This is a genomic window from Neorhizobium sp. 05N33 (assembly GCF_056397445.1).
Genome location: NZ_JBFTNK010000004.1, coordinates 258,771 through 284,171, shown reverse-complemented (window position 1 = coordinate 284,171; position 25,401 = coordinate 258,771). Strand labels below are relative to the sequence as shown.

22 protein-coding genes are annotated in these 25,401 nt (G+C 61.5%); 7 read left to right on the top strand and 15 right to left on the bottom strand.

All coding sequences use genetic code 11. The annotated features are described in order from the left end of the window. Positions 1 to 90 precede the first annotated feature (90 nt). From metF to ettA, 4 genes are all read right to left on the bottom strand, one after another. Positions 91 to 978, bottom strand: a complete 888-nt coding sequence (metF, locus tag AC1DLT_RS13755) for a methylenetetrahydrofolate reductase [NAD(P)H] (protein WP_247138538.1) — start codon at positions 976 to 978, stop codon at positions 91 to 93. Between the two features lie 13 nt (positions 979 to 991). Beyond that, a complete protein-coding gene (locus AC1DLT_RS13750) occupies positions 992 to 1,990 on the bottom strand; it encodes an ArsR/SmtB family transcription factor (RefSeq protein WP_038587638.1) in 999 nt (332 codons plus the stop codon). Between the two features lie 151 nt (positions 1,991 to 2,141). Further along, positions 2,142 to 4,439: a methyl-accepting chemotaxis protein gene (locus tag AC1DLT_RS13745; RefSeq protein ID WP_477487085.1), complete on the bottom strand. Its 2,298-nt coding sequence runs from the start codon at positions 4,437 to 4,439 to the stop codon at positions 2,142 to 2,144. Between the two features lie 226 nt (positions 4,440 to 4,665). Further along, a complete protein-coding gene (gene ettA, locus AC1DLT_RS13740) occupies positions 4,666 to 6,315 on the bottom strand; it encodes an energy-dependent translational throttle protein EttA (RefSeq protein ID WP_038543572.1) in 1,650 nt (549 codons plus the stop codon). 91 nt (positions 6,316 to 6,406) lie between these two features. Here ettA and AC1DLT_RS13735 point away from each other — a divergent pair, with 91 nt between their 5' ends. From AC1DLT_RS13735 to AC1DLT_RS13720, 4 genes are all read left to right on the top strand, one after another. Next, the gene (locus AC1DLT_RS13735; RefSeq protein WP_477487084.1) at positions 6,407 to 7,345 is read left to right on the top strand and encodes an alpha/beta fold hydrolase; all 939 of its coding nucleotides are present in this window, start codon (positions 6,407 to 6,409) and stop codon (positions 7,343 to 7,345) included. Between the two features lie 81 nt (positions 7,346 to 7,426). After that, complete coding sequence (locus AC1DLT_RS13730) at positions 7,427 to 8,389, top strand: DMT family transporter (protein ID WP_477487083.1); 963 nt, start codon at positions 7,427 to 7,429, stop codon at positions 8,387 to 8,389. A 1-nt stretch (position 8,390) separates the two neighbouring features. Next, a complete protein-coding gene (gene caiB / locus AC1DLT_RS13725; protein WP_477487082.1) occupies positions 8,391 to 9,593 on the top strand; it encodes a succinate--glutarate CoA-transferase in 1,203 nt (400 codons plus the stop codon). Then, on the top strand, positions 9,590 to 11,251 hold the full coding sequence (locus AC1DLT_RS13720; protein ID WP_477487081.1) for a thiamine pyrophosphate-binding protein: 1,662 nt from the start codon (positions 9,590 to 9,592) through the stop codon (positions 11,249 to 11,251). The genes caiB and AC1DLT_RS13720 overlap by 4 nt, the downstream gene beginning before the upstream one ends. Before the next feature lie 60 nt (positions 11,252 to 11,311). Here AC1DLT_RS13720 and AC1DLT_RS13715 read toward each other — a convergent pair whose 3' ends face one another. From AC1DLT_RS13715 to AC1DLT_RS13705, 3 genes are all read right to left on the bottom strand, one after another. Then, positions 11,312 to 11,653, bottom strand: a complete 342-nt coding sequence (locus tag AC1DLT_RS13715) for a RidA family protein (RefSeq protein WP_247137318.1) — start codon at positions 11,651 to 11,653, stop codon at positions 11,312 to 11,314. 72 nt (positions 11,654 to 11,725) lie between these two features. After that, entirely contained in the window at positions 11,726 to 12,064 is a 339-nt protein-coding gene (locus AC1DLT_RS13710; RefSeq protein WP_038543585.1) for a protein tyrosine phosphatase family protein, read from the bottom strand. Positions 12,065 to 12,142: 78 nt separating this feature from the next. Next, positions 12,143 to 12,982 carry a DUF4432 family protein gene (locus AC1DLT_RS13705; RefSeq protein WP_477487080.1) on the bottom strand — a complete coding sequence of 280 codons (840 nt, stop codon included), beginning with the start codon at positions 12,980 to 12,982 and terminating at the stop codon, positions 12,143 to 12,145. Positions 12,983 to 13,174: 192 nt separating this feature from the next. On the opposite strand from AC1DLT_RS13705, the gene AC1DLT_RS13700 reads away from it, so the two are divergent. Then, the gene (locus AC1DLT_RS13700; protein ID WP_477487079.1) at positions 13,175 to 14,563 is read left to right on the top strand and encodes a L,D-transpeptidase; all 1,389 of its coding nucleotides are present in this window, start codon (positions 13,175 to 13,177) and stop codon (positions 14,561 to 14,563) included. Between the two features lie 130 nt (positions 14,564 to 14,693). On the opposite strand, the gene AC1DLT_RS13695 is transcribed toward AC1DLT_RS13700, so the two are convergent. The 8 genes from AC1DLT_RS13695 to AC1DLT_RS13660 form a co-directional block, all read right to left on the bottom strand. After that, a complete protein-coding gene (locus AC1DLT_RS13695) occupies positions 14,694 to 15,410 on the bottom strand; it encodes a ParA family protein (protein ID WP_247036283.1) in 717 nt (238 codons plus the stop codon). A gap of 218 nt (positions 15,411 to 15,628) precedes the next feature. Continuing rightward, a complete protein-coding gene (locus tag AC1DLT_RS13690) occupies positions 15,629 to 16,774 on the bottom strand; it encodes an iron-containing alcohol dehydrogenase (RefSeq protein ID WP_477487078.1) in 1,146 nt (381 codons plus the stop codon). Continuing rightward, positions 16,771 to 18,156, bottom strand: a complete 1,386-nt coding sequence (locus AC1DLT_RS13685) for an aldehyde dehydrogenase family protein (RefSeq protein ID WP_477487077.1) — start codon at positions 18,154 to 18,156, stop codon at positions 16,771 to 16,773. Before AC1DLT_RS13685 ends, AC1DLT_RS13690 begins: the two co-directional genes overlap by 4 nt. Positions 18,157 to 18,193: 37 nt before the next feature. Further along, complete coding sequence (locus AC1DLT_RS13680; protein ID WP_477487076.1) at positions 18,194 to 18,610, bottom strand: type II toxin-antitoxin system VapC family toxin; 417 nt, start codon at positions 18,608 to 18,610, stop codon at positions 18,194 to 18,196. After that, a complete protein-coding gene (locus AC1DLT_RS13675) occupies positions 18,603 to 19,073 on the bottom strand; it encodes a helix-turn-helix domain-containing protein (protein WP_247036275.1) in 471 nt (156 codons plus the stop codon). The genes AC1DLT_RS13680 and AC1DLT_RS13675 overlap by 8 nt, the downstream gene beginning before the upstream one ends. A gap of 78 nt (positions 19,074 to 19,151) precedes the next feature. Then, complete coding sequence (locus tag AC1DLT_RS13670) at positions 19,152 to 20,522, bottom strand: glutamine synthetase family protein (protein WP_477487075.1); 1,371 nt, start codon at positions 20,520 to 20,522, stop codon at positions 19,152 to 19,154. Between the two features lie 74 nt (positions 20,523 to 20,596). Beyond that, positions 20,597 to 22,189: an amino acid permease gene (locus AC1DLT_RS13665; RefSeq protein ID WP_046599873.1), complete on the bottom strand. Its 1,593-nt coding sequence runs from the start codon at positions 22,187 to 22,189 to the stop codon at positions 20,597 to 20,599. A 101-nt stretch (positions 22,190 to 22,290) separates the two neighbouring features. Further along, a complete protein-coding gene (locus AC1DLT_RS13660; protein ID WP_247137323.1) occupies positions 22,291 to 23,067 on the bottom strand; it encodes an N-formylglutamate amidohydrolase in 777 nt (258 codons plus the stop codon). Positions 23,068 to 23,238: 171 nt separating this feature from the next. Between AC1DLT_RS13660 and AC1DLT_RS13655 the strand changes: the two genes are divergently transcribed. Together AC1DLT_RS13655 and AC1DLT_RS13650 are read left to right on the top strand one after the other, a co-directional pair. Then, on the top strand, positions 23,239 to 24,129 hold the full coding sequence (locus AC1DLT_RS13655) for a MurR/RpiR family transcriptional regulator (RefSeq protein ID WP_038587696.1): 891 nt from the start codon (positions 23,239 to 23,241) through the stop codon (positions 24,127 to 24,129). Between the two features lie 148 nt (positions 24,130 to 24,277). Then, the gene (locus AC1DLT_RS13650; protein ID WP_477487074.1) at positions 24,278 to 25,384 is read left to right on the top strand and encodes an ABC transporter substrate-binding protein; all 1,107 of its coding nucleotides are present in this window, start codon (positions 24,278 to 24,280) and stop codon (positions 25,382 to 25,384) included. Positions 25,385 to 25,401 lie beyond the last annotated feature (17 nt).

The window sequence follows — 25,401 nt, the reverse complement described above, 5'->3', positions numbered from 1 at the left end:
AAAATATCGCATCCACGACCGTTTGATAATCAGCACTTCCGGTGAAAACGCATGCTCCTTTCGTAGGAGCATGCGTTTTTTTCAATGCGCTCAGGCAGCGGCAATACGCGGCGTGCGTATCTGCCGGCGGCCGAGCCGGTGCAGGACGGCGGATACGAGCGGTGCGCGGTTCATCGTGTAGATGTGGAAGTCGCCAAGTCCGCGGCGGATCAGGTCTTCGATCTGTTCGGCCGCGATATCGGCGGCGACCTTGGCGCGATCCTCGGGCTTGTCGTCCAGCCCTTCGAAACGAGCATCCAGGAAGGACGGAACCGAGGAACCGCAGCGGCCGGCGAAACGCTTGAGCTGGGTCAGGTTCTGGATCGGCATGATGCCCGGCACGATCGGGATCGAGATGCCGGCGGCGCGCACCTTTTCGAGGTAACGTTCAAAAACGTCGTTGTCGAAGAAGAACTGGGTCAGTGCCCGGGCAGCGCCGGCATCCGCCTTGCGCTTCAGCATTTCGATGTCTGCGGCAAGATCGGTGCTTTCCGGATGTTTCTCGGGATAGGCGGAGACGGAAATGTCGAAGCCGCCGAGCTCGGTCAATCCGCGCACCAGGTCTGCCGCATTGGCATAACCCTCCGGATGCGGACGATACTCGGTGCCGACACCGCTCGCCGGATCGCCGCGCAGGGCAACGATATGGCGGATGCCGGCGGCGCGATATTCGCTGACCACCGAATGGGTTTCTTCGTGCGTGGCGTCGACGCAGGTCAGATGTGCGGCGGTCGCAAGCGAGGTCTCTCCGACCAGTCGGCGCACCGTATTGATCGTTGGCGCCTTGGTCGAACCGCCCGCACCATAGGTGACCGAAACGAACCTCGGGTCCCAGAGCGCCAGTTCATCGACCGTATCCCAAAGCTGGCCCTCCATCTCGTCCGACTTCGGCGGAAAGAATTCGAAGGAAACGCTGAAAGTTTCGCTATCGGCGGTCATTGGTTCAGCTCCCTTAAAGAACGGTTTGCGATTGGGCGGAGGCGTGATGGGCAGCAATCAGCAGGCGGCGGTCGCGGGCAAGCCAGACGGTGGCCGTAAGCCCGCCTTCCTTGCCCGAACCCAGATCGATTGCCTGCTCGACTTCAAGACCCACCTTCTCGAGCCATTCCGCCATCACCTGATGGGAAAAGCCGAGACGCACATGGGCATGGTCGTTGCGCAGGTATTCGAGCGTATGCGGTGCGAGATCGACGATCAGCAGGCGGCCGCCCGGACGCAGCACGCGAGCTGCCTCGGCGATCGCCAGTTCCGGCTGGTCGAGGAAGTGCAGCACCTGATGAACGGTGATCAGGTCGAAATCCTGGCCTTCGAGCGGCAGGTTGAGAATGTCGCCATGCCGCACCGACGCCTTGACGATCCCAGCCTTGTCGAGATTGGAGCGGGCGACCGAGAGCATGTCGCGGCTCGCGTCGATGCCAACGGCGCGACGATAGATGTTGGACAGAAGTTGCAGGATCCAGCCCGTGCCGGTGCCAAGATCGAGAAGCGCGTCGACCGGCGTCGTGCCGATCAGCTTCAGCAGCGCCGACTCAACGGCCGCGTCGCTTATATGCAGGCGGCGAAGCTCGTCCCATTCGGACGCGTTGCGGCTGAAATAGGCCTGGGCGCGCTCGGCATGCAAGCGCTTGACCATCGTCAACCGCTCGCTGTCTCTCAGCAGGACCGGATCCTCCTCGGAAGCGGCCGCCAGCAGCGTCCTGACCAGCGTTGCCGCCTTGCCTTCCTGCTTCAGCCGGAAATAGGCCCAGGCGCCTTCCTGATAGCGATCGATCAGCGCTTCCTCGGCAAGCAGCTTCAGATGCCGTGAAATGCGCGGCTGCGACTGACCCAGGATTTCGGTAAGATCGGTGACGGTCAGGTCCCCGGCAGCGAGAAGCGCAAGCAGGCGGAAGCGCGTCGGCTCGCCCGCCGTTTTCAGTACGTCCACCAGGGTGTCGAGCGCCAATCCCATTCAGCCGCATCCTTACGCAATCAAGATATAAAGATATGTTTATATCGTTTTGCCATTCTATGCAAGCGGCAACTGATGGATCCGATGAGGTCGCCTGAAACGCAGAAGGCGGCCGAAGCCGCCCTCTTAAGTTTTGTTGGTGCCTGGAAGATCAGAATTCTTCCCACTCGTCGGCAGATTGCGCGAGGGCCGTATTTCCGCGGGAAACCGGAGCGCGGGCCGGCGCCGGCCGGGTGGGGGCAGCGGCGACCGGGCGTGAGACCGGAGCCGCCGGTGCGCGCATACGGCTTGCCGTCTCGCGAAGCTGGCCCGAGGGGCTGCCGCCGAGCTGGAAGTGCGACAGCAGATCGCTGAGCTTGCCGCTTTCCTGGGCAAGGCCCGCGCCGGCGGCGTTCATCTCTTCGACCATGGCGGCGTTCTGCTGGGTCGACTGGTCCATGTGATTGACGGCGGTATTGACCTGCGCAAGGCCGACCGACTGTTCCTGCGCTGCGATCGCGATCGCATCCATGTGGCTGTTGACGGTCTGGACGAGCTGCTCGATGACGCTGAGCCCCTCGCCGGTCTCGCTGACGAGCTTGACGCCCTCGCCGACGGCAACTGCCGAGTTGGAGATCAATGACTTGATTTCCTTGGCGGCGTTCGCCGAGCGCTGGGCGAGCTCGCGGACTTCCTGTGCGACGACCGCAAAGCCCTTGCCGGCCTCACCGGCACGCGCCGCTTCGACACCCGCGTTGAGGGCGAGAAGGTTGGTCTGGAAAGCGATCTCGTCGATCACGCCGATGATCTGGCCGATCTGCTGCGACGATTTCTCGATCCGTTCCATGGCAGAAACCGCGTTGCGGACGACCTGGCCCGAGTGGTCGGCTCGTGTCCGGGCGTCGCGGACGACGTCGCGGGCTTCGCCGGTGCGCTTCGACGTGGCGACCACATTCGCGGTGATCTCTTCGAGTGCCGCGGCTGTTTCTTCCAGCGAAGCAGCCTGCTGCTCGGTGCGCTTCGACAGGTTGTCGGATGCGTCGGAAATTTCCCGCGAACCGCTGGTGACGGTGGAAACCGAATTGCCGACGCTGAGCAGCGCGTCGCGCAGCTGGCGGACCGAGGTATTGAAGTCGTGGCGCAGGCCTTCGAATTGCGGCGCCAAAGCTTCGTTCACTTCGCAGAGCATGTCGCCGGCAGCAAGACGACGAAGATTGGCGGCAAGCGCGCCGGTCGCCTGCGTCAGCTTCGCCTCGGCATCCGCCTCGCTCTGGCGCTGCATTTCGAGGCGCTCGGCCTCCGAACGACGACGGGTGGCTTCTGCCTCGGCTTCCAATTGAAGATTGCGGATCGCGGCTTCACGGAAAACCTCGACCGAGCGGGCCATGGCGCCGATCTCGTCCCTGCGATCCGAATAAGGGATCGCCTCTTCGGTATTGCCGGAGGCAAGGCTTGCCATCCGGTCGCCGATCTTGCGGATCGAGCCGGAAAGGCTGCGGGCAATGATCACGCTGAGCGCGATGACAGCCAGGATGAAGATCGAGAGTGAGCCAAAAAGTACCTGCAGGCTGGACGCTGCGTCGGAAGACTTCTGATCACCCAACGCTTTCAACTCGCTCGCAGCCTGGGCGATGATGCCGGAAGTGAAGGTGCGACGGTTCTCCATGGCGCGGGCCCAGGCGCTATAGTCGTCGGCGGCCGGCGTATAGGGCTTCAGACTGTCGAGCGCCTTCATCGTGTTGGTGATCAGCTGACCGTCGGGCGTCTGGAAATAAGCGTCGTACTGCGCGATCAGCTTGGAGGACAGGAAAGCGCGCATCGGCTTTTCATAAAGCCGGACCTGCTGCCGCCCCTGCATGAAACGGGCGGCTTCCTCGACGGTCAACGCACCGTTTTTGGTGTACTGCTGCCCCATCCGGTTGACGATGACGTAGCCGTTGCTGAGCTGGACGAGGGCGTGGAAGCCGTCGACATAGCGCGCCAGCGCGCGGTCCTCGGTCAGGCCGCCGACGCGGCCGATGATATCCAGCGTCTTTTCCGAAACCGGCGTCACGTATTGCGCGGACAGAAGCTGGTTTGTGTCTCCGCTATCGATCTTGGCACGATATTCCGGCATCCGCAGAAAGCGTTCATCCACCGCCGCGACAAGCTCGCGCAAGCTGGCCTCGCCGTAACCCTGCGCATCGATGACCTTATACTGGTTCACGAGCCGCTTCTCTGCCGCATCCACGCTCGCACGGGCCTGGGGCCGCTGCGCCACGGAACCAAAGCTTTCTTCCGGAATGGCGTTCATCAGCTCGCCGCCGGCCAGCGCCAGGCTCTCAAGGGCGATCGCACGGTTCAGCTCCCGGTACTGGTTGTAGGATTCCCAGCTGGCGAACGCGCCGAGCCCAATCACGGCCAGGAGCGGAACGGAAGCAAGAAGCGTCAACGATGTACGGAAAGGCAAACGTTCGATCAAACGCAGCATGAATAAAACCCTCTGAAACGGGCCGTCATCATGACAGCGTCAAGACCCAGGCGGACATGGTCTCCCTGGGGCAGGAAAATGCGCCGGGAATCTTTGCGATTGTCTTTATCGGGCTAGGCTAAAAATACCCATAATTTTGGGGGTTCGGATTTTAGCTTTTGTTAACTTCATCCAAAAGAAAACCCCGGCAGAACCGGGGTTTTTACTTTAGGAAAAGCTAAAAAACTTAACGCGTCAGACGCTTGTGGGCCTGGCTGCCCGGGTTGAGGGCATCGGGGCCGAGTCGGCGGACCTTGTCCTGCTCATAGTCCTCGAAATTGCCTTCGAACCATTCCACATGGCCGTCGCCTTCGAAGGCGAGAATATGCGTCGCCAGGCGGTCGAGGAACATGCGATCGTGGCTGATGATGATCGCGCAGCCGGCAAAGTTTTCCAGCGCGCTTTCGAGCGCACCCAGCGTTTCCGTATCGAGGTCGTTGGTCGGTTCGTCGAGGAGCAGAACGTTGCCGCCGGCCTTCAGCATCTTGGCAAGGTGAACGCGGTTACGCTGGCCGCCCGAGAGGTTGCCGACCTTCTGCTGCTGGTCGCCGCCCTTGAAGTTGAAGGCGCCGCAATAGGCACGGGAGTTCATGTCGAACTTGCCGAGCTTGATGATTTCGGCGCCGCCCGAGATTTCCTCCCAGACGGTCTTGTTGCCGTCGAGCGCATCACGGCTCTGGTCGACATAACCGAGATGGACGGTCTCGCCGATGCGCACCGAACCCGCATCCGGCGTTTCCTGGCCGGTAATCATCCGGAACAGCGTCGTCTTGCCGGCGCCGTTCGGGCCGATGATGCCGACGATGCCGCCCGGCGGAAGCTTGATCGACAGGTCGTTGATCAGCGTGCGGCCCTCAAAGCCCTTGGTGATGCCTTCCATCTCGATGACCACCTGGCCGAGACGCTCGCTGACCGGGATGATGATCTGCGCGTCGCCGGGACGCTGTTTGTCGGCGGCCTCCACCAGCTGTTCGTAGGACTTGATACGCGCCTTGGATTTTGCCTGGCGCGCCTTCGGGCTGGACGCGATCCATTCCTGTTCGCGGGAAATCGCCTTCTGGCGGCCGGCTTCTTCGCGGTTTTCCTGCTGCATGCGCTTGGCTTTTGCGAGCAGGTAGGCCGAGTAATTGCCTTCGTAAGGAATGCCGCGGCCGCGGTCGAGCTCCAGAATCCAGCCGGTGACGTTGTCGAGGAAGTAGCGATCGTGGGTGATCATCATCACGGCGCCCGGATAGTCGCGCAGGTGCTTTTCGAGCCACGCGATAGTTTCGGCGTCCAGATGGTTGGTCGGTTCGTCGAGCAGCAGCAGATCCGGCTGCGACAGCAGGAGCCGGCAGAGAGCGACACGGCGGCGCTCACCACCCGACAGGCTGGTGACTTCCGAATCACGCGGCGGGCAGCGTAGTGCCTCCATCGCCATTTCGACCTGGCTTTCCAGATCCCAGAGGTTCTGGCTGTCGATGACGTCCTGAAGCTTGGCGCCCTCGTCCGCGGTCTCGTCGGAATAGTTCATCATCAGTTCGTTGTAGCGGTCGAGGACGGCCGTCTTCTTGGCGACGCCTTCCATGACGTTCTCGAAGACGGTCTTGGACGCATCGAGATGCGGCTCCTGTTCGAGATAGCCCACGGTCGCGCCTTCTGCGAGCCAGGCTTCGCCGGTATATTCCTTGTCCTGACCGGCGATGATGCGCAGCACGGTCGACTTACCGGCACCGTTCGGACCGAGGATACCGATCTTGGCATCCGGGTAAAAAGACAGATTGACGTTCTCAAGGATTTTCTTGGCGCCGTAGGACTTGTTGAGTCCCGACATGTGATAGATGAACTGACGTGCCATGGATAAAAGTGCTCCGGGGGGAATTTCGGTTTGCCGCTATGTAGGCGAATTGGTGGCCGGGAGCAATGCGCGAACGGTCGAGGGAGCGAGGATGTTCGACGAAACGAGGCGGTTTAAGAGCCCGACAGGCGCAAACCTTGCCTATCATTACCAGCCGGCGACCGAGCCGGCGCATGCCATCCTGCTGATCTCGCACGGGCTTGCCGAGCATTCCCGGCGCTACCGGGCTTTCGCCGAAGCCATGGCCAGCCGCGGCTTCCAGACTTACGCCTTCGATCATCGCGGCCATGGCGAAACGACGGCGCCGGATGCGCCGATCGGCCGTTTCGCCCGGCATAACGGCGTCAGTCTGGTGCTCGAAGATGTCAAAGCCATGCGCGACATGGCGGCACATGCCCATCCCGGCCTGCCGGTTCTGCTCTTCGGCCATTCCATGGGCGGGCTGATCGCGCTCAATGCCGCCGTGGATCATCCCGATAGCTTTAATGCCGTCGCGGTCTGGAATTCCAACTTCCATCCAGGTCCGGCTGGCCGCGCGGCGCAGGTGATCCTGCGCATCGAAAAGGCTTTGAAAGGCTCGGACGTGCCGAGCGGGCTTCTGCCGAAACTCACTTTTGGCGCCTGGGGGAAATCCATTGCCGGCCACCGCACGGAATTCGACTGGCTGAGCCATGACCGGGATATCGTCGATGCCTATATCGCCGATCCCTTGTGCGGTTTCGACGTCAGCGTCTCCTTATGGCTCGATCTCTTCGAACTCACGTTTCGCGCCCCGAAACTCATCGATCGGCTGGCGAAGAATCTGCCGATCCACCTGATCGGCGGCGCGGAGGACCCGGCGACCAATGGCGGCCGTGAAATCCTGTGGCTGTCCGAGCATTTCAAGCGCAACGGCTTTTCGAACGTCACCACCAAGATCTGGCCGGGCACCCGCCACGAAACGCTGAACGATACGGTGCGGGCCCGCGCCACCGCCGAATTCGCCGCCTGGGCCCGGGCCGCCCTGCCCATGCCCGCGGCCGCCCTCTGAACCGGCCCTACTCATCAAACGGAATGAGTTCATGACATTTAATCAAGTGCTTCCGGGACCGGTCCCGGCTATAGGAAATCGATGAGTTCGTCGTCCGCAAGCCTTGCCGCATCAGCCCCAAACCGGATCGTCAACGGCCTCGGCCTGATGATCGTCGCGATGCTGATCGCCCCGTTCATCGACGTCTTTTCGAAGCTTGCGACCGATACCGCGTCGCCCACGTTCATCACTGCCGCGCGCTTCGTTTTCCAGGCGCTCTGCATGCTGCCGATCGTCCTGTGGAATGGATATTGGCGGACGTTCTCCTGGCGTCTCAGCGTCTTCCATGCGATCCGCGCGACCCTCATCACTGTCTCCATGGTCTGCTTCGTGGCGACCCTGGCAGTCATGGAAGTGGCCGATGCCATCGCCATCTTCTTCGTCGAGCCGATTATCCTGACGGTGCTTTCCAGCATCTTCCTCAAGGAGACAATCGGCTGGCGGCGTTATACCGCCTGCGCGGCCGGCTTCGTCGGTGCCATGATCGTCATCCGTCCAAGCTTCCAGGAGATCGGCTTCGTGGCGCTGCTGCCGATCGTCACCGCCTTCTGCGTAGCGATCTTCGCGATCCTGACGCGGGCGCTGGCGCATCGCGAAGATCCCTGGTCGATGCAGTTCCAGATGGCGCTCTGGGGAATTCCGATCTCAGCCATATTGCTCTTTGTCGGCGACCGGACGGGCATCGGCTTCCTGGCGCCCTCCATGCCGGACTGGAAGACCCTGCTGTGGCTCGCGGGCGTCGGCGCCTTCGCAGCCCTGTCGGGCATCCTTGCCGTCTACGCCTATCGCGCCGCACCGGCGTCCGTGATTGCGCCGCTGCAATATTTCGAGATCGTCTCGGCAACGCTGTTCGGCTGGCTGGTCTTCGGCGACTTTCCCGATCCGGTCAAATGGCTCGGCATTTCGATCATCATCGGCTCCGGCCTCTACATCATCTGGCGGGAACGCCGCGTTGCCTCCATGAAGCCGGTAACCAGCGCCGCCAAATCAACCGTGACCCCGTGATATGACCCAGACACCCAAGAAACCGCCGCTTACCGGCATCCGCGTCATCGAACTTGCTCGTGTGCTCGCCGGTCCCTGGGCCGGGCAGATGCTGGCAGACATGGGTGCCGACGTCATCAAGGTGGAAAACCCCGATGGCGGCGACGATACCCGCGCCTGGGGTCCTCCCTTCGTCGAAGGCAAGGACGGAGAAAACCTGTCGGCCGCCTATTACCACTCCACCAACCGCGGCAAACGCTCGATCGCCGTCGACCTCAAGACCGAGGAAGGCCAGAATATCGTCCGCCGGCTGGCCGCCACCGCCGACGTGCTGATCGAGAACTTCAAGCTCGGCGGCCTCGTCAAATACGGCCTCGACTACGAGAGCCTGAAAAAGATCAATCCGAAGCTGATCTATTGCTCGATCACCGGTTTCGGCCAGAACGGCCCCTACGCCAATCTCGCCGGCTACGATTACATTGTCCAGGGCATGTCGGGCTTCATGTCGATCACCGGCGAGCCGGACGGCCAGCCGATGAAGGCGGGTGTCGCGATCGCCGACATCTTCACCGGCATCTATGCGGTGACCGCTATCCAGGGCGCGCTGATCCATGCGATGAAGACCGGCGAAGGCCAGCATGTCGACATGGCGCTGCTCGACGTCCAGGCCGGCATCCTCGCCAACCAGAACATGAACTACCTGGTCTCGGGCGAGGCGCCGGTGCGGCTTGGCAATGCTCATCCGAACATCAGCCCCTACGAGGTCCTGGCCACCGAAGACGGGTATCTCATTCTCGCCATCGGCAATGACGGCCAGTTCCGGCGCCTCTGCGGCATCCTCGGCATCGACGGAATGGCCGATGACGAGCGTTTCGCCACCAACAAGGCGCGCGTCGCCAACCGCGTCGAAGTGCGCCGGCTGATCCTCGCGCAGACGTCGAAATGGAAAAAGGCCGAGCTGCTCGCCGCCTGCGGCGACAATGCCGTGCCGGCAGGGCCGATCAATTCGATCGCCGAGATGTTCGACGATCCGCAGGTCAAGGAGCGCGGGCTGCGGATCGATCTCGAAGCGGCCGACGGCACGGTCATTCCGGGCGTGCGCAGCCCAATCGTGCTGTCGGAAACGCCGCTTGTCTATCACCGGCCGAGCCCGGCGCTCGGCGAACATACCGCAGATGTGCTGGCGCAACTCGATCAAATCGAAAAAGAGGGGAGAGAAAAATGAACACCGTCATCAAGACCGGAGGGCAGCTCATCGTCGAGGCGCTGAAGGCGAATGGCGTCAAGCGCATCTCCTGCGTGCCCGGAGAAAGTTATCTCGCCGTGCTCGACGCGCTGTATGAAAGCGGCATCGAGGTGCTCGTCTGCCGCCAGGAAGGCGGTGCTGCGATGATGGCTGACAGCTGGGGCCGCCTCAGCGGCGAGCCGGGCATCTGCATGGTCACCCGCGGTCCCGGCGCCACCAATGCCTCGGCCGGGCTGCACATCGCCAGGCAAGATTCGATTCCGATGATCCTCTTCGTCGGCCAGATCGGCCGCGAGATGAAGGAACGGGAAGCCTTTCAGGAGGTCGAATACCGCCGCGCCTTCACCGAATTTGCCAAATGGGTCGGCGAGATCGACGACGCCCGCCGCATCCCCGAATTCGTCACCCGCGCCTTTGCGGTCGCCACCTCCGGCCGTCCCGGCCCGGTCGTGCTGACGCTGCCGGAAGACATGCTGGTCGAGGAAGTCGAGGCGCCTGAAGCCCGCGCCTATATGCCGGTCGAAAGCCACCCCGGAAAAAGCCAGATCGCAGCGTTCGAGACCATGCTGAAGAACGCTCAGCATCCGATGTTCATCCTCGGCGGCACCCGCTGGAGCGAACAGGCTGTTGCCGATTTCCAGGCTTTCGCCAGCCGCTTCAAGGTGCCCGTAGGCTGCTCCTTCCGCCGCCAGATGCTGTTCGATCACCTCCACCCCTCCTATGCGGGGGATGTCGGCATCGGCATCAATCCCGTGCTCGCCAAGGCGGTCAAGGAGGCGGACCTGCTGGTGCTGATCGGCAGCCGCATGTCGGAAATGCCCTCCTCCAGCTACACACTGATCGACATTCCCTACCCGCAACAGAAGCTCGTCCACATCTTCCCCGACCCGGAAGAACTCGGCCGCATGTACCGGCCGGACCTGGCGATCTGCGCCGCGCCTGCGGAATTCGTCGCTGCACTGAAGGACCTCGAACCACCGGCTTTACCGCTCTGGGCCGAACGGAAATCGGCGCTGCACGACGCCTACCTCAAGTGGTCGACGCCGCCGGAGGCCGGCCCCGGCCCGGTCAGGATGGGTCCGATCATGCAATGGATCGAGGAGAACGTGCCCGACAACGCGATCTTCACCAACGGCGCTGGCAATTACGCCACCTGGCTGCATCGCTTCCACCGCTTCCGGAAATACAACACCCAGTCCGCCCCGACCTCGGGTTCGATGGGCTACGGCCTGCCCGCCGCCGTTGCCGCCAAGCAGCTGTTTCCCGAGCGCGAAGTCGTCTGCTTTGCCGGTGACGGCTGCTTCATGATGCACGGCCAGGAATTCATCACCGCCGTCCGCTATGGACTGCCGATCATCACCGTGCTGGTCAACAACGGCATCTACGGCACGATCCGCATGCACCAGGAGCGGGAATATCCGGGCCGCGTCAGCGCCACCGACCTCGTCAACCCGGATTTCGTCGCCTATGCCAAGGCGTTCGGCGGGCATGGGGAACTGGTCGAGAAGACGGAAGAGTTCGGCCCGGCCTATGAGCGGTCGCGCGCCAGCGGCAAGCCTTCGATCATCGAGGTCAGGCTGGACCCGGAAGCGATCACGCCGGCCCGGACGCTGACCCAGATCCGCGAAAGGGCATGAAACATAAAAAGCCGGCCCATCAGAACGATAGGCCGGCTTTCTGAATCAATATCTCAGCGGTCAGATCGCAGCCGTGACGATAAACTCGACCTTGTATTTCGGCGCAGCGAGCTTGGCTTCGCTGGTAGCGCGGGCCGGCGGGTTGGCCGGATCGATCCAGCTCTCCCAGACGGCATTCATTTCGCCGAAATAGGCCATGTCCGAGAGATAGATGATCGTCTGCAGGATCTTCGACTTATCTGAACCGACGGCAGCCAGCAGGCGGTCGACTTCGGAAAGCGCATCCTTGCACTGGTCGGTGACACTCTCACCTTCGCCGACCTGGCCGGCCAGATAGACGGTGTTACCGTGGACGACGGCGCCGCTCATGCGGGCGGCCGGCTCGATACGCTGGATGCTCATGGAACTCTCCTGAAAGAAAATTGAGCTACGGGAAAAGGCCCCAGGCCAAAAGCACGGGGCCGCGGAAAATCTTTAGCCGCGTAAGTGCTGGCTCTTTTCGTAGATCGCCGTCGAACGGGCGCCGGACCGGCAGAAGCCGAGCATCGGGCGCGGCAATTCGTCGAGCGCATCGACCATCGCCTTGACGCCCTGTTCGTCGACGCCCATGCGGCCAACCGGGATGTGGCGGATGTCGAGGCCGAGTTCCTTGGCACGGGCTTCGATCTGCGCAAAATGCGGCTGGCCCGGCTCCTCGTCGTCGGGACGATGGCACACGACCGACTTGAACCCCATGGCCTTGACCTGGTCGAGTTCCTCGACGGTGATCTGGCCGGTGACGGAATATTCGTCGTTGATCTGGCGGATATCCATGGACTTAGCCCTCCGTTCTATTTGAGGCGCAAGCATTACGACGGTGCCCTTTGGGCGTCAATCACTGAGCGACAACTCTCAGACGAAGCAGAAGCGCAGGCCGTATTCGACACTTTCGCCGGGCTTGACCCACCCGAGTTCCCCGTTCGCCGCAAGTTCCTGGCGGCTTGCCAGGCGATGCGAAACCGGCTCGATGCCGAGTACATGCGCCGGCGCCTTCTGGTTCCGCCAGACCTGCAGATGCGGCAGCGTGTCGGTCCTGAACTTCACCTTGAGCGTCAGCCCGCCGATCGCCGCGATCGGCCCGAGCGCGATTTCGGCCCACTGCTCGCCATCGACGGTCGCCGGCACGCAGAATATGCCGCCGGTCTCGCCGCCGAAGGTCCAGGGAAAGCCGCCTTTGTCGAGCATCCTGCCGGTCAGCCGGACCTGGTCGTCGAACAGCCAGGCGCCGATATTCATATGGTACATATGCACCCGCGCGAATGGCTTGGAACCGGTATTGGTGACCTTGTCCGACAGGCTCACCTCGCCCGTCGCACCGTCGATCCGCCAATGGCGTTCGAGGAGAGCCGTCTCGCCGGTCGCAATGGTCAGCGGCACGCGGGCACGGCATTCCGCATCCGGCCCCTGCGCATCCCAGAATAGGATTTCGGCGGGGTGGGAGGAGAAGGATCCATGCAGCGGATATTTCTGGCCTTCAGCGGCGCCTTCGATCGCCTCGGGATGACGAATATGGTCGGGCCCGCAGGTGAAGAGGAACCCTTCGAGCGAATGATCGATTCGCGGATCACCGTCGTCGGGAATGGCCCGGCCCGGAGCAAGATCCACATCGCCGATGAAACAGCCCCCGATATCAAGAACCGAGCTCTCGTCGAGAAAAATCCTCGGCCCGTTAGCAGCGGAAAAAGCCTTCATAATCATTCCCTTCACGGTTTCGTCAAAACTTCTAACCGATCGTGAAGCGAATTTAACGGTGTGTTCATGACGAATTCACTTTTTCCACACTACGGTCAAAATTAACTTGTCTGTGGCGACAGGCGAACGGGCGGGAACCAATGTCCGATTTCCCGATTACGCTTAAGTAGTAACAAGGAAGTCGGTGACATCGTGAAGCGGCTATTTTTTGCATGCGCAAGCCTGGTGATCTTGACCGCGGCACAGGGAATTCCCTCCGCCGAAGCACAGAACCGTTATGGCCGCTATCCCTCGGAAACGATGCTCGTCGCTCCTGACGGCTCGATCCTGGACTATGTGCCCGACCGCGGCGACGTCGTCATTAGCCGCGACGGCATGGGTCGCCGCGTTCTGATCGACCATTTCGGCAATGTCGTCGCAACAGAGATTCGCCAGGAAGCCTATCGTCCCAACCGGACGCAGGAATATCCGCCGGTACCGGGCGGCTACCGGTCTCCGCGCGACACTGGCGGCTATCAGCAGGGTGCCGGCGGTTATCGCGACTACCGCGAATATCGACCGGGCGAACCAGGCGCCATTACCGGCGGGATCCCGGGACGAGGCTCGGTCAGCCGCATGCCGCTCGATGATCAGGCCCTCCCCGACACCGGCTATCCGCAGGAAGCCTCGATCGAACCGGACCAGCCGCCGGCGGAAACGCTTCTGCCGCAGAAGCCGATCATCACCGTCACCAAGAAGCCGCAGGCCCAGATCGCTGCACTCCAGGTCTTCCTGGACCGTGAAGGCATCTCGCCCGGCGTCATCGACGGCCATCTCGGCGACAACGTCAACAAGGCGATCGCCGCCTGGCAGGAAATGACCGGCGAGACGCTCGATCCGAACAATTCCGAGGACATCCTGCAGCGGCTGACCTATTCGGGCGGCCTGCCGATCGTCGACTACACGATCACCCCGGCCGATGCCGCCGGTCCCTACGTCGCGTCGATCCCGGAAGACTATGCGCACAAATCGCAGTTGCCGGCCATGTCGTATACGTCCGTAACCGAAAAGCTCGCCGAGCAGTTCCACATGGACGAGAACTATCTGAAGGCACTCAACCCCGGCATCGATTTCACCATCCCGGGGTCGACAATCAAGGTTATCAACCCCGGCCAGCCGAAGGCCGGTCAGGTCACCCGCATCATCGCCGACAAGAGCAAGAAGCAGGTTTTTGCCTATGGCGCCGACGGCAAGCTGGTGGCGGCTTATCCGGCAACCATCGGCTCGACCGACACGCCCTCGCCGACCGGCATCCACTCAGTCGAACGTATCGCCCTCGATCCCGGCTATACCTACAATCCGAAGATCAATTTCAAGCAGGGCAGCAACGATCAGATCCTGCAGATCCCGCCGGGTCCGAACGGCCCGGTCGGTACGGTCTGGATTGCGCTCTCGAAGCCCACATACGGCATCCACGGCACGCCGGAACCTTCCAAGATCGGCAAGACCAACAGCCACGGCTGCGTGCGCCTGACCAACTGGGACGCAAGGGAACTCGCCAAGATGGTCAAGCCCGGCACCACGGTGGAATTCACCGAGTAAGGTTAGCAGGCTCGCAAAGACGGAAAGCTCCTCGGCATTGCCGCAGGGCTTTCTGCTGCTGCTGTCGCAACGCGAAAAAACGGCCGGTTCCGAAGAACCGGCCGCATGTGATGAATGGAACCGGGCGGTGTCAGGCGGCGTAGCGGCCCAGTCCGAAGAGGCGCGACGCGACGGAGCGGGTGATCTTGACGGGCATGAGACGCATGACTTCCTGTGCGTAGGACCGGGCGTTTTCCTTTGCCTTGTCGAGATTGCTGACCTTCGCAGGGTCCAGCGTATGGAGCGTGCCCCCGGTCTCGAAGAGTTCCTTGAAGGCGATGCGTTCGCCGATCGGCGTATCGAGGACATGCACGCCGCGGGCAGCCAGAAGACCCTTGATGGTCAACAGCGCCTTGGTGGTGACCATCGAGGTAACGCGCGTCAGCACCACTGAATGCGGGATCACCAGGCCGGCCTTCTCCTTCATATAGGACAGGAGGTCGAGGATTTGGGCAGCACCCTTGGCGTCCATGGCAGAACCCTGGACCGGGATCATCACGTGATCGGAAAGGCCGATCGCCGTGGTGACCAGCGCATCACGGGCGCCGGCGAGGTCGATGATGAAATAGTCGGTGCGCGATGCCATTTCCCGAAGATGACATTGCAGCGACGCAAGCGTGACTTCCGATACCACTTCGATGTTGCGCACGGTGCCGGAGGTCTCGAACCACTGGCTGATCCAGCGCTGCGGGTCGGCATCGATGACGGTGACGCGAAAACCCTGATAGGCAAGTTCGGTAGCGAGCAGGAGCGCAGCGGTCGTTTTTCCGGCTCCACCCTTGGCGTTGGCAAAGGAAATTACAGGCATTTTCGGTCCTCGAACAAGTCTTGAGCCACATCGCTCACGAGGACACCGGGAAGCATGGTGTCATAAGCACATCCTTTCCAAACATGGTTAACGAATTGCAAATTTAACCACCATTAATATCACTCAGGAGATTTAGCTTTTGGCGCTAAAACGTGGAAAAGCCCGGAGGTTTGGGCCTCCGGGCTTCTTCAACGCCGTCTTCCCAGGGGTTGGGGGACTTAAAAGCAGTCGACGAAAAGCGCTTTGGTGTTCTCCATCGTCATGGTGACGGGGTTGCCGCCGCAACTCGGGTCCTCCATCGCCATCGCCGTCAGTTCATCGATTCGGTCCGGCTTGATTCCCATCGCAGTAAGATTTTCGGGAACGTTGAGTTCGGCACGCAGCGACAGGACATAATCATAGAACCCGTCGAACCCGCCGGCAATGCCGAGATAGGCCGCGGCGCGGGCGATCTTCTCTTCGATTGCCGGACGGTTGAAGCGCAGCACCGGCGGCATCACGACCGCATTGGTCATGCCGTGATGGGTGTTGTAGACCGCGCCGATCGGATGCGACAGCGAATGGATGGCGCCAAGCCCCTTCTGGAAGGCGACCGCGCCCATGGCCGCAGCCGACATCATATTGGTGCGGGCTTCGAGGTCCTGTCCGTCCTTGTAGGCGCGCGGCAGGAATTCCTTGACGAGCCGCATGCCTTCGAGCGCGATACCGCCGGACATCGGATGGTAGAATGGCGACGAATAGGCCTCCAGGCAATGCGCGAACGCATCCATGCCGGTGCCGGCGGTGATTGCCTTCGGCATGCCCATCGTCAGTTCCGGATCGCAGATGACGACGCCGGGCAGCAGTTTCGGGTGGAAGATGATCTTTTTGACATGGGTGACGGAGTTGGTGAGCACCCCTGCCCGGCCGACTTCAGACCCGGTGCCGGCCGTGGTCGGCACCGCGACGATCGGTGCGATCTTCGAGGCGTCGGCGCGGGTCCACCAGTCGCCGATATCCTCGAAATCCCAGACCGGTCGCGTCTGGCCGGCCATGAAGGCGATCAGCTTGCCGAGATCGAGGCCCGAACCGCCGCCGAAGGCGACGACGCCGTCATGACCGCCATCTTTGTAAGCCTTGACGCCGGCTTCGAGGTTGTTCTCGTTCGGGTTCGGATCCACATCGGCAAAGATCGCCCGGCCGAGGCCAGCCTCTTCGAGCACGTCGAGCGCATGGCCGGTGATCGCCATCGAGGCCAGTCCCCGGTCGGTGACCAGAAGCGGCTTTTTCAGGCCGAGCGTCTTGCAGGCGTCCGCCAGTTCCTTGATGCGTCCGCGGCCCAGCTTGACGGCGGTCGGATAGCTCCAGTTCGCGACGATATTCATTTCGTGACCTTCTTCAGGTGGTAGGATTTCGGGCGGGTCAGGTTGTGGAAACCGAGGACGGAGAGCGAACCGCCTCGCCCGGTTTCCTTGACGCCGGTCCAGACAAGCGCCGGATCGAGATAGTCGGCGCGATTCATGAACACCGTGCCGGTTTCGAGCTGACTGCCGATCCGGTTGGCCCGGTCGACATCCGGCGTCCACAGCGACGCCGTCAGCCCATAGCGGCTGTCGTTCATGTAACCGATCGCCTCGTCGTCACTCTTCACCTTCATGATGCCGACAGCCGGGCCGAACGTCTCTTCCCGCATGATCTCCATGGAATGATCGACGTCAACCAATACTTGCGGCGCAAGATAGGCGCCACCGTCGTCGGCCGGGAAAAACTTCGGATCGACCAGCGCCCTGGCGCCGCTCGCCACCGCGTCGGCGATCTGCTGGCGCACGACCTTGGCAAAGCGCTTGTTGGCCATCGGCCCCAGCGTCGTTTCCTTGTCGAGCGGGTTGCCAAGTTTGTAGTTCGACACCCAGGCGACCGATTTCTCGACGAAGGCGTCGTAGAGCGATTCGTGAACGTAGATGCGCTCGATACCGCAGCAGCATTGGCCGGAATTATAGGTCGCGCCGTCCATCAGCGTGTCGACGGCAGCATCCAGGTCGGCGTCCTCCATCACATAACCGGGGTCCTTGCCGCCGAGTTCGAGGCCGATGCCGGTAAAGGTACCGGCGGCGGCCCGCTCGATCGACCTTCCGCCCTCGACCGAACCCGTAAAATTGATGAAGTTGAACAGCCCTTCGGAAATCAGCCTGGCCGACGTCGCGTGGTCGAGGAAGATATTCTGGAAGACATCTTCCGGAACACCGGCCTCGACAAAGGCGCGCACCATGCGCTCACCGACGAGCAGCGTCTGGGAGGCATGCTTGATGACAACCGCGTTGCCGGCCATCAGCGCCGGCGCGACGGTATTGATCGCCGTCATATAGGGATAATTCCACGGCGCGATGACGAACACGACGCCATGCGGCTCGCGTTCGATGCGCCGTTCGAACGTGGCGCTATCCTCGACGCGCAGTGGCGCCAGCGCATCGGCGGCGATCGACGCGACGTAATTGGAGCGCTCGTTGAACCCCTTGAACTCGCCGCCGTAGCGCACCGGCCGGCCCATCATCCAGGCAAGTTCCGGCACCACCTCGTCGACCATCTCATTGAGACGCGCAACGCCCTTCAGCACAAGCTGGACACGCTCATCGAGCGGCCGCTTCGCCCAGGTCTTCTGCTCATGTCGTGCGCGTCCGATCGCTTCGGCCGCCGCTTCCGCCGACATGGCCGGACGCTCGGCATAAACCGAACCGTCGACCGGCGAGATACATTGGATCATCGTCATTGATACAAACTCCAGAAAATCAGCAGGCCCCGAGGGGTTAACAGGCAAGCGTGCGGACATGGCCCGCATGTCCATAGGAAAGAATCGCGCGGTCGCGCGTGATGATGGTCAGATCGTGCTCCCGCGCGGTGGCGATCAGAATACGGTCGATCGGGTCCTTGTGAATAGGCTGGGGCAGGAACGAGGACGCAATAAAAATCGTGGAGGTCACGGGATGTTCTGTAAAATTCCCGCCCCGCAGATAGTCGCGGTACCATTGCTGGGCATCCCGGGATTCACGAATACGACCTTTGGCGAGCAGCATGCCCATTTCCCAAGCTGTCGCAGCGGAAACGAAAACCGGAATCCTTCTAGCCCGGCTCTCTCCGAGCGACTCCAAAGCCACCGGCGACAGCACCTCCTTTTGCGACATCCAGATAACAAAACATGTATCGAGCAGAAACCGACTACTCATTATAAAGCTTCTCGCCCAACTCCTCATCCCAGTCCATTGGCGCCGTCAGATCGACGCCCGGCATGACGGTGATCGTGCCAGCCATACAACCGTAACCGGGGTGCAACTCGATCAGCGTGCCGTCCTCCTTTTCCATCCAACGCTTGCCATCCTTGTAGATGATATCGTCTTTCGTGAACATTTTGGCTGGCTGAGTGTCCGAGTAGCCGGTGGCGTCATAGCTGCCTTGCTTCGTCTCCTCAAATCCGAACACCTTGCCCCGCCGGTGCGCGGCCACCTCCTCGAGATTTATCCCGAGGAAGGCGGCGATATCGTCCTGCTCATCTGCGCTCATCTTCCGTTCGCCCTTCAGCATCCGCGATACGGCACTGGGATCGAGCGACATGAAGCGAGCCAAATCGCGCAAAGATTTCTGTCCCTGATCAAGTTTCTGATAAAACCATTCACTGTCTATAGGGCTCATGACCATTCCCGCAGGTTGTGGAAACAGCTTAACATAATGCCATAATGACAACAAGCGACACTCAGTATTGCGATTATCTCAAGCCCTCTCGAAACCCCGTGCCACCTCCCAATCCGTCACGCGGCGATCGTATTCCTCCTGTTCCCATTGGCCGGCTCGGACATAGTGGTCGATGACGTCGTTGCCGAAGGCCGAGCGCAACAGTTCCGATCCGTCCATCAGATCGACCGCCGCGCGCAAGGTCTTCGGGATCTCGCGGATACCCTTGCCGCCATAGGCGTCGCCAACGAAGGCCGGTTCCAACGTCTTCTTCTTCTCGATCCCGTCGATGCCAGCCGCAATCAGCGCCGCCATGGCGAGATACGGGTTGAGGTCGGAACCGCCGACGCGGCATTCGATGCGGATTCCCTTGGACGCCTCGCCGCAAAGACGGTAGCCCGCGGTACGGTTGTCCTTCGACCAGACTGCCTTGGTCGGCGCGAACGTGCCGGCCATGAAACGCTTGTAGGAATTGATGTAGGGTGCCAGGAAATAGGTGATCTCGCCGGCATGGCTAAGCAGCCCGGCGATATAATGTTTCATCAGTTCCGACATGCCGTGTTCGTCGTCCTTGTCGAAGAACAGCGGGGTCTTGCCGTCGGCGCTCCACAGCGACTGGTGAATATGCGACGAACTGCCGGCGGCCGAATAATTCCACTTGGCGAGGAAGGTAATCGCCTTGCCCTTGCCCCAGGCGATCTCCTTGCATGCATTCTTGATGATCACGTGCCGGTCGGCCATGGTCAGCGCATCGGCGTAGCGGACGTTGATTTCCTCCTGGCCGGCCGAAGCCTCGCCCTTGGAGTTCTCCACCGGAATGCCGGCACCCTGCAGGCCGGTGCGGATCGCCCGCATGACCTCCTCTTCCTTGGTGGTCTGGAAGATGTGGTAGTCCTCGTTGTAGCCGCTCGCCAGTTTGAGATTGCGGTAGCTGCTTTCGCGCGCCTGATCGTAGGTCTGGTCGAACAGGAAGAATTCGAGTTCGGTCGCCATGAAGGCGGACATGCCCATCGCCTCCAACCGCTTCACCTGGGCCTTCAGGATGGCGCGCGGCGAATGCGGCACGTCCGCATGGGTGTGATGGTCGAGCACGTCGCAGAGAACCAGCGCGGTGCCTTCGAGCCAGGGGAGTTTGCGTAGCGTCGCAAGATCCGGCTTCATCGTATAGTCGCCGTACCCCTGTTCCCAGCTGGTCGCCTTGTAGCCGGAGATGGTCTCCATCTCGATATCGGTCGCCAGCAGATAGTTGCAGCTATGGGTTTCCTGATAGGCGCTCTCGACGAAATATTCCGCCTGGAACCGTTTGCCCATCAGGCGACCCTGCATGTCCACCTGGGCAGCGATGATCGTATCGATGCGGCCCTCGGCAACATCCTTTTTGAGTTCGTCGAAAGAATAATGACTGGTCATGATCGATCCATCTGGCCTTTGAACATTTGGCGGAGGCCGCACATCGCGGCCTCCGCCAATGATGTCGGTGAAGGTTATTCGCCCGGTACCGGCGAGACCGTTCCGGTTTCGCCGACCGCCGCTTCCGCAGCAGCGATTTCGGCCTTGCGCTTGGCGATCATGTCACCGATCGGAGGCCCCTTGAAGCGCTTGTTCTCGACCGCGAACCAGATGATTATCGCAAGGACGATGAGGCCGACGGTGACCGCAAGCACCTTGTCGTTCGGCGGCTGGATGGCGATGTAGATGATCAGCACCATGCCAAGCGTCGCCAGCACGCCGACTGTCTTGTAGACGCCCTGGCCGAGATCCCAGGGGCCAGGCGCTGGCCATTTCTTGGTGCCGTAGGCGAAGATGCCGAGCACGATCGGGAAGAGGAAGGAGAGGAAAAGGAAGATCAGGGTCGCGTTAACGACCGTGACGTAGAGGCTTGCCTCGCCGACCGAGATGAACAGCGCGCCCCAGACGAACAGGCTTTCGAGAGCCGCCCCCGTCCAGATCGCGGCGACTGGGGTGCGGAATTTCGGGCTGACGCTTGCGAGCGTCTTTGAGCCGACCGGGATCCCGCCATCACGGGAAAACGCAAAGATCATCCGCGAGCATGACGTGACGGTCGCAAGCCCGCAGAGGAACTGCGAGATGAAGATGGCGACATAGAGCACCGTCACCAGCCAGGCCGGCATGATGGTGTTGATGGTGGTGAAGAACACGGCCCAGCCCTGCTTGGCGCCTGCGGCCATGTCCGGGATGGCGATGACGAAGGCCGACAGCATGACCCAGCCGGCAAGCGACGACCAGAGCACGGCGGAAACCATCGAACGGGGCACCGACAGCGCCGCCTTCTTGGTTTCCTCCGACGTATGCGCCGAGGCGTCATAACCGGTGATCGTGTAGATCGGCAGCAACAGGCCGAGCGCGAAGATATACCACATGCTGTCGGACTGAGGCCAAACGGCCCCGCCCGCATCACCGGAATAATTGGTGAAAGTCCAGAGCCGCGAAATATCGTGCGTCGGTGCGTAGATGAGGCAGGCGATGGTCAGGACCGCCGCCGTCACCAGGATCAGCGTGCCCGAGAAATCGGTGAGCTTGGCGGTGAGGCCGATGCCGAAATGGTTGATCGCCGCCTGGACGATGGTGAACAGGATCACCAGAACCACCTGCATCCCCGGAGAAACAACGCCGGTCGCATCGGCAATGCCAAGCTGCGCGCCGAACGTGCCGCCGAGGAAAAGGGCGGTACCGATGTTGATCGCCCCGAGAACGGTGATCAGTCCGAGAAGATTGAGCCAGGCGGTGAGCCAGCCGGTAAAGCGCGTCCCGAGGATCGAACTCCAGTGATAGAGCCCGCCGGCCGTCGGATAGGCGGATGAAATCTGCGCCATGCCGAGTGCGAAGAAGAGAGAGATGATGCAGCCGATCGGCCAGCCGATGCCGATTGCGGCCCCGCCGACACCCGACGTCGCCTGCGCCAGCGAATTGATGCCGCCGGAGAGAATGCAAATGATGGAAAACGAAATTGCGAAGTTGGAAAACGAGCTCATGCGGCGCTCGAGTTCCTGCGCATAACCCATGGAATGCAGGATATGAATGTCCTGCTTTTTGTCGCCTTCGGTATAATCGGACATGACTTCCCCCTGTTGGCAGAAAGACCGCGCCATCGCGGCCATCCGGTTTGTCCTTCCCGCGGAGGTTAACCACGGGCATGCGAGCTGCTGCTCCCCGGGTCTTATCCTTGGATGTCTGCGAGGCTTTCCCGCAGCAATCCTGTCAAGAAATCGGCCACGACCCCCTGGCCGATTTCGTCCGTTATCAGATCGTTCCTGATTTCGATCATGACGTTGAGAAGTCCCGCCGGCAGGGCGTGGACTTCCAGCGTATGCGTTACGCCGTCCGCCGGCCCGTAAGGCTCGTTGCGTTCGACGCGGTAGAGATGGGTGTCGGATGCTGCCTCCAGCATCCGGTCGGCAAGCCGGCTGTCGGTATCGTGCAGGATGCCGATCTCGACCGGGCGCTCCCTGCCGAAATAGACCGGCGTGAAACTGTGAATGGTGACCAGCACCGTCTTCTGCCCCCTCGCCCGCCGCGCCGCGATCTCCTCGCGGATGCGGCCGTGGAATGGCAGGTAGAGCGCCGTGGTGCGTCGGGACTTCTCCGCCTCGGACAGGTTCTCGTTGCCGGGGATCCGGAAGATCTCGGACACGTCACGCATGGCGGCAGGCGAATCCGGCGGCCGGTTGCAGTCGTAGATGAGCCGCGAAAACCGCTGGTGGATCAGCGTCGCGTCGAGGCTCTTCGACATCAGCCGGGAGACGGCAAGCGCTCCCGGATCCCAGGCGATATGCGAGGCGAGCGCATCCGCGGAAAGTCCGAGATCGCCGTAGCGTTCCGGCAGGCGCCGCGAGGCGTGTTCGCAGACGAGAAGCACATCTCCCCGGCCGCCGACATTGTCCAGGGCAACGGGTCCGCCATCCGCCTCCGAGAAGAATTCCGACTGGACCAGCATCGACGCGTTCCGGAAAAAATCGTTTAAATTGGATTAAGAAGAGAATTCTTCACTTTCCTGCCGCCGTCAACGGGATTCTGAAAATTTCTCTTCAAAGGAACCGTTGACTTCTCCGCAGAAACGATTGTTAATCTTTTCGATAACCGGCGAAGACCGGAGGGAACAGCTTTAGTGCCACCAACTGCACGCACCGTATCGGATGTCATTCGTGTTCGTTACGATAGCCTGACGCGCGCGGAAAAACAGTTGGCGGACAGCCTATTGGAGAACTATCCGGTGTCAGGGCTCGGCAGCATCACTGTGATCGCGGAGAACGCCCGTGTTTCGACGCCGACGGTTGCGCGGATGGTGCAGAAGCTCGGCTACAAGGGCTACCCGGAATTCCAGTCGCATCTGCATCACGAGCTCGAGGCGACCATCTCCAACCCGATCGCCAAGCACGACCGGTGGGCGTCCAACGCACCGGGCACACATATCCTCAATCGCTTTGCCGACGCGATCACCGCCAATCTGCGCGACACACTTTCGGATCTCGACACCACGACTTTCGAAGGGGCCGCCGCACTTCTGCGTGACCGCAACCGCGGCATCTACTTCGTCGGCGGCCGCATTACCGGTGCGCTCGCGGAATATTTCTTCACCCATATGCAGGTCATTCGTCCCAAGACGACCCTGATCTCCACCAATTCGAGCTCCTGGCCGCAGCATGTTCTCAACATGAGCGCCGGCGACGTCCTGGTGATCTTCGATATTCGCCGCTACGAGCAGGAGATGGCGACGCTGGCAGAGGCCGCACGGGCTAACGGCGTCGTCATCATCTTGCTGACCGACGTCTGGGCTTCACCCGTTGCCAAGCATGCACAGCACACGTTCAAGGTGAGGATCGAGGCACCCTCGGCCTGGGACAGCTCCGTCATCACCCTGTTCGTCGTCGAGGCGCTGATCGAGGCGGTGCAGAGCGCGACGTGGGAGGAAACTCGCGAACGCATGAACTCTCTGGAAGGCCTGTTCGAGCGGACGATGCTGTTCCGCCGCCCGGGCCGCCAGAGCCGTCCCGACTGATCGGTCGGGTTAAGAAATATGCCGGCAATCCGGGAGTTTCATGAGCAAATGCTCATCCTCCGGGCTGTCATATACGATACATGAACTGGCTCTACGAGTCGCGCCGAAACGATCCGGACTACACGACCTGAACCCCTAGGAGGATACCTTGATCAACAAGACCCAACGTCTTCTTTCTCTGACGACCGCCATCGTCATCGCCTCCACGGCCATCGCCGCCGCGGCGCCCAGCGCCGAGCTGATCGCAGCTGCGAAGAAGGAAGGCACGCTGACCACGATCGCGCTGCCCCATAGCTGGTGCGGCTACGGCGACGTCATCGCCGGATTCAAGGCGAAGTACGGCCTCGAAGTCAACGAATTGAACCCGGACGCCGGTTCGGGCGACGAAATCGAAGCGATCAAGGCCAACAAGGGCAACAAGGGCCCACAGGCTCCCGACGTTATCGACGTTGGCCTGTCGTTCGGCCCGTCCGCCAAGGCCGACGGCCTGATCCAGCCCTACAAGGTCTCCACCTGGGATTCGATCCCGGCCGACGCCAAGGACGCAGACGGCTACTGGTACGGCGACTATTACGGCGTTCTGGCTTTCCTGGTGAACAAGGACCTCGTCAAGACGTCGCCGAAGGACTGGCCCGACCTCCTGAAGTCCGACTATGCCAACGCAGTCGCTCTCGCCGGTGATCCGCGCGGCGCCAACCAGGCCGTTCAGGGCGTTTATGCTGCCGGCCTCTCCGGCGCCAAGGGCGACTCCGCCAAGGCCGGCGACGAAGGCCTGAAGTTCTTCGCCGAACTCAACAAGAAGGGCAATTTCGTGCCGGTCACCGGCAAGGCCGCCCCGTTTGCGCAGGGCACCACGCCGATCATCATCGCCTGGGACTATAATGCCCTGTCCTGGGGCGAAAGCCTGAAGGGCAACCCGCCCTTCGAGGTCGTGGTACCGGCAAGCGGCGTTGTTGCAGGCGTCTACGTGCAGGCGATCTCCGCCTTCGCTCCGCATCCGAACGCTGCGAAGCTCTGGATGGAATACCTCTATTCCGACGAAGGTCAGCTCGGCTGGCTGAAGGGATATTGCCACCCGATCCGCTTCAACGATCTTGCCAAGAGCAACAAGATCCCGAAGAACCTGCTCGACGCCTTGCCCCCGGCAGCAGCCTATGAGAAGGCCGTATTCCCGACGCTCGCCCAGCAGTCCGCCGCCAAGGAAACCATTACCAAGAAGTGGGATACCGTGGTCGGCGCCAACGTCTCCAAGTAATCGCATCAGGATTGACC